General features: G+C 40.2%; 8 protein-coding genes. All 8 read right to left on the reverse strand.

Going from position 1 to position 5117, the window contains the following annotated elements; genetic code table 11:
* The coding region (locus PF479_RS13610; RefSeq protein WP_298007522.1) for a transposase at positions 1 to 422 on the reverse strand (422 nt) is incomplete at its 3' end.
* A gap of 115 nt (positions 423 to 537) precedes the next feature.
* Positions 538 to 753: a transposase gene (locus tag PF479_RS20845; protein WP_367277246.1), complete on the reverse strand. Its 216-nt coding sequence runs from the start codon at positions 751 to 753 to the stop codon at positions 538 to 540.
* The gene (locus PF479_RS13615; RefSeq protein WP_298007524.1) at positions 710 to 2245 is read right to left on the reverse strand and encodes an IS66 family transposase; all 1536 of its coding nucleotides are present in this window, start codon (positions 2243 to 2245) and stop codon (positions 710 to 712) included. The genes PF479_RS20845 and PF479_RS13615 overlap by 44 nt, the downstream gene beginning before the upstream one ends.
* Positions 2246 to 2285: 40 nt before the next feature.
* Positions 2286 to 2633 carry an IS66 family insertion sequence element accessory protein TnpB gene (gene tnpB, locus PF479_RS13620; protein WP_298007526.1) on the reverse strand — a complete coding sequence of 116 codons (348 nt, stop codon included), beginning with the start codon at positions 2631 to 2633 and terminating at the stop codon, positions 2286 to 2288.
* A complete protein-coding gene (locus PF479_RS13625; RefSeq protein ID WP_298007528.1) occupies positions 2630 to 2938 on the reverse strand; it encodes a hypothetical protein in 309 nt (102 codons plus the stop codon). The genes tnpB (PF479_RS13620) and PF479_RS13625 overlap by 4 nt, the downstream gene beginning before the upstream one ends.
* A gap of 36 nt (positions 2939 to 2974) precedes the next feature.
* Positions 2975 to 4207, reverse strand: coding sequence for an IS66 family transposase (locus PF479_RS13630; RefSeq protein WP_298007530.1), 1233 nt, complete (start codon positions 4205 to 4207; stop codon positions 2975 to 2977).
* Positions 4208 to 4237: 30 nt separating this feature from the next.
* On the reverse strand, positions 4238 to 4585 hold the full coding sequence (gene tnpB, locus PF479_RS13635) for an IS66 family insertion sequence element accessory protein TnpB (RefSeq protein WP_298007532.1): 348 nt from the start codon (positions 4583 to 4585) through the stop codon (positions 4238 to 4240).
* A complete protein-coding gene (locus PF479_RS13640; protein WP_298007534.1) occupies positions 4582 to 4908 on the reverse strand; it encodes a hypothetical protein in 327 nt (108 codons plus the stop codon). The genes tnpB (PF479_RS13635) and PF479_RS13640 overlap by 4 nt, the downstream gene beginning before the upstream one ends.
* Positions 4909 to 5117: the final 209 nt, after the last annotated feature.

Raw genomic sequence — 5117 nt, forward strand, 5'->3', positions numbered from 1 at the left:
TTTTTAAGCTGTTCTTCTCTATGCTCTTCAAACAATATTTCATTTGCTTTCTTAATAAGCTGGCCATCAAGGCGTTTCCTAAAATGCACCATGAGTGATGCATCAAAAGGTTCTTCATCTTTGTAAGCCTCCAAACCAATAAAATATTGAAGGTAGGGAGTTTCTCTAATATGTTCGACAACTTCTCTATCAGATATTTGGAATTTTTCCTTAATGATTAAGGCCCCAAGTGCCATTCTTACAGATTTTGCAGGAGCCCCCATTCCCGAACTAGAGAACTTATATTTATAATCTTTTTCTATCTGATCCCATGGCACTTTTTTACTTAAAATAACCCACCTGTTATTTTCATTTAAATGACCACCAAAGGGTAAATAGAAATCTTCCAGTTTTTGCTGCTTTCCGTTATTTTCTCTATACATGCTCATCTCCGGTGCAAGGGTTTTGGGGGTTACCCCCCATTTTATGTGCACTCTCTCAGAGAATTTTACACCTAAATCTTTATATTGTAAATTTATATGATCTATTCAGCAGGCCCTATTTTAAATATCGAACCATCTTCATATACTCTGAATCTGCATAATTCACAGCTTGACCCAAAGCCATTGAGGGAACAACCGAGGCTTTCTTTTCAGTCAGCCATTTCCTGAACTCTTTGAGAATTGGAATTACCCTTTCTCGACGGAGACTGTTAAACGTAACCGTCAATTCAATTTGCAGGGAGCATAATTTTATTGATTTCTTCTGGATCACAGTTCCATGGGGCAAGTGGCTCTATATACTCTGGGTCCGATAGACATGGAGCCTTTTCAAAGACCCATTTCAAATAGGCATAGGGGTTCAGACCGTTGAGCTTTGATGTCTCAATCAGTGAATAGTAGAAACACATAGCATCTGCCCCCTCAGTGCTTCCGGCAAATAGAAAGTTCTTACGACCCATTACAAACGGTTTTACCGTTCGCTCGGCTGCATTATTATCGGGAGTCAAATATGGGCACTCCAGGTATCTTATGATCTTATGCCACTGCCCGAGTGCATAGGAAACAGCTTTTCCAAGATTACTGGACGGCCGGAGCTTTTGACTTTGTTTATCGAGCCAATTTTTTAGATCATCCAGAAGGGGTTTCACCTCTGCTTCCCTCTTAATCAAAAAGTCTTCAGAAGTGAGCTCTTTTTGTCTCAGTCTTTTCTCTGTGCTATAGATTCTTTGTATTTTGTTCATGACTGCGTTGGACTGTTTCAGCCTGTGATCTGCCTTGTAGGCGTCATATATTTCTCTTCTGGCATGAGCTAAACAGCCTACATGAGTTATCTTATTTTGGTTTTTCAACACAGAGTCATATCCTTGATAACCATCACTTTGGAGAAATCCGGAGAATCCTTCGACAAACTCTCTAATATATTTTGAGCTTCGAGATTTATTGTATTCATAGAGGGCAACTTGAGCTAAGGGAGGGCCTCCCCTGGTTACCCAGATATATGATTTTGAAGAATCGGATTTTCCCTCCTCTCCATGAACCTGAACTGTTGTCTCATCCATTTGAAGAAAGGGCCCGCTCCGTACTTTGTTCTTCATCAGGCCGTTCATTTTTTTCAGTTGCCGATAGGATTTTATAGTCCAGTTCGACATATTCTGCCTGCTTATGGGTGCCCCAAATCGTTCAAAACGTTTTTCCTGTCTGTAGAAAGGCAGATAATCACAGAATTTGTTGATAAGGATGTAAGAAAGAAGTCCACCCGTCATAATGCTACCGGGTATTAGTGATGGAGGGGCAGGAGCTATTCTGAATACCGGCTTATCCTCATCTCCAGAACCTTCACAATTCCGGCAGGCATATTTGGGCCGGACATGCTGTTCTACAAACACTTTTTCCGGAATAATCTGTAATCTTTCGGTGATAACCTCATCGACTTTGACCATGTCGCAACCACAGGCACATTTTTTATCCTCTTCAGGTATATCGTGCACTATGACTTCTCGCGGTATGGATGGATCAATTGGCTTGCGGCCTTTCTTCTGCCTCTTATGCTCCGGAATTATGAGCTCTTCAAGTACTTCTTCGAATTCTTCGGTAGTAAACTCTTCAAAGAGTTCCGGCTGTAGAGGGCTGACTTTTTCACTGGATCTACCGAAGAGGCTATTTAAAGCAATGTTCAGTTTATTTTCCAGGTCATTGACCTTGTTCTCAAGAGATTTAATATACTTAAAAACTTCAGGGCTTAAATCCTGATTTTTGATATTCATCTCCCAGACTTTATTACTTTAAGGGAAATTATAAAACCCTTTAATTCATCTGATTGAATTTTATTTCTTTATGGGCTTTCCAGAAGTCAATTCCATTGAGCAAGAGCTGTAATTGTTCAAGATTTATTTCTTCAGCATCCTCTTCTGTCATAGGCCAAGGGAATTTATCTTTTTCCAGTTTTTTCTGCCACATGCAAAAACCATTTCGGTCCCAGTAGATACATTTTAGATTCTTTCTATCTTTGCTACAGAATAGAAACAAGCTTCCAGAGCCGGAGTCCTTTTTCATCTCGTCTTCCGCCAGTATGGATAGACCGTTAATCTGTTTCCTCATATCGGTAACACCGGGTCGAACAAATATGGAGACTTTTGAGAGATCTACTATCATAGTGAGACCTCTTTCAATGCCGAAATCAGTACAGCGATTTCATCGGTTGTAAGCTCTACAGGGAACTCTATTACAATCTGGTTATAGGAGAGTTTCATTTTCTCTTCGGATTTAATTGGGGTTGATATCTTCACTAGCAGCTGATGGGGAACCACAATGGCTGGAGAGTCAAACTTCTTTTTCCAGTAAATGAAAGTAGAAGGGTTGATATTACTTTCTCTACAGTATCCATTGATTGATAGCCCAGACGATTTGTATTTGCCTATTTCATTTTTCCAGTCTTCCCGGGATCTTTTGTTTTTCATATTACCTCCGGGATATAGGATGGGAGATATTGGAGATTATTTTAATGGCCTGTTATTTTGACGGTTACTGTTAAACTCAGAAGCTGTGAGTTGCATCGCTCTCAGCTCTTTTTCAATGATATAAAGCTTTCTGATGTACTTGATAGCCTTATTCGCTTGTCCACCATTCTTAGTCGCCTTGGCTGCGTCTACAAATTTCCTGCGGATATGGGCTAAGCAGGCAACGTGCCACAGCTTGTATGCTCTTGTGGCTGCATTATAGCCAGCATAACCATCTGTTTGGATAGAACCACCATATCCGTCCAGCAGCTTAACAGCCATTTCCGCTTTTCGGGTTCTTGAGTAATTGAATAGTACAATTTTATTTCCCGAGTTTGAGCCCACCGTTACCCACATATAAGATTTAGAATCTACTTTTTTGCCAGATTCTTTTAGAACCTGAACGGTGGTCTCATCCATGTTGATCAAAGGACCTTCTCTGGTCTTTTCTCTCATCAGATCTATAAGATCAGAACACTTTAAGGCTGTCTTGATTGTCCAATTGCACATATTAGTTCGGTTGATATCAACTCCAAGCCTCTTGAAGATCCTCTCATGCCTATAGAAAGGAAGAGAATCACAATATTTCCCTGTTATGATAAAAGCAAGCAAACTGGGAGATGCAATACTCCCAGGCATAATTCGAGGGGGAGCCTTTGCCGTGATGATAGGAACCTCTTCCGAATTCTCAGAGTCAGCGCAATTACAAGGACCGCACTTTTCCCGTTCATGAACCTTTGCTTTTATCTGTGCTGGAATATATTCCAGCTCTTCTGATGTTTCATAGCCGATTATCGGACGCAATTTACCACAGCAGGAACATGTCCTCTCTTCTATGGTTAAGTTATGCACAACTTTTTCTCTTGGAATATCTGCCGGTATGGGCTTTCGGCCTCTTTTTTTTGATTTTTCTTTCGGAATTTCTGTTTCCTCTGGTTCAGAATTACTATCAGAGATGACTGCCTCGGCCTCATCAAAGAGGTACATCTGATGTTTATCAAGGACGGTCCACTTTTCACTTTTTCTTGCAAAAATATGACGCTCCAAGAGTAAAACTCGTTCCTTGAGCCGATCATTATTATTCTGAAGATGCTTGTTATCTGTCTGAAGATTTTCGTTCTCGCCTTCAAGGTTTTTATTCTTACCCCTAAGATTCGCGTTCTGCTTTTCCAGTTCCTTAATGAGTTTCTTTAGTTCTTCTGGGCTCTCGGGCAATCCTATTTTTGACATCTGATAATGAGTTTATGGTATTTGTGGAAGTTATAATACTTCACAATAGTTCAGTGCTTTATGAGCCTTCCAGAAATCGATTCCCGATAAAAGAAGCTTCAGTTGTTCATAAGTAATTTTTTGAGCCTCGGATTCATCCTTAGGCCAGGGGAAACTTTCTTTTTCAATCTTCTTCTGCCATAAACAGAATCCATTTTTATCCCAATAGAGTGCTTTCAGGATCTTTCTTTCCCGGTTACAGAATAGAAAGATGGAAGGTGAGAATGGATTGAGCTCCATATCATCCTGAACGATGACTGTCAGCCCATTGATCTGTTTCCGCATGTCTGTTCTCCCAGGCTTAATAAAAATATCTGTTTCACTCAGATCCGGAATCACATCAGGTTCCAAAGAGTGGTGATAAAAAACTGAATGGTCTTTGGGTTCATATCTGCTGGTATTTCCAGGATCATTCCTGTAGGAAGAGTTATTTTAATAATCTTTGAGACACTGCTGTCGACTGGCACCATAATGGGAATTGATTTCTCAGGTGTTATCCGGATCAGTTTCTTTGTCGGGACAGATCTTTCCCTTTTTATACGCTGATCACGAAGAGTATAATAATTTAAATGATACTTCTGGCAATACTCTTTCTGGGAAAGCCCTGATTTCATATAGTCTTGGATAATTGTATCCCAATCTTCTGCTGTTCTTCTTTTCATTGTCTACTCCTGATGAATAGAAAATGACTGGAAATCTCAGCTATTGGTAGATGGGCCTATATTAGCGGTTACGAACATTGCAGCACTGCAAAGTCAGAATAAAATCAAGCGAGTCGGACCGGACAAAGGCGGTCATTGGGAGGTTCTCAAATAATATGTGTTATAGCATTCCAGTAGTTTTAATATATTTAGGTTGTTCTCAATGATAG

This window comes from Oceanispirochaeta sp. (genome assembly GCF_027859075.1).
Lineage (GTDB): Bacteria > Spirochaetota > Spirochaetia > DSM-2461 > DSM-2461 > Oceanispirochaeta.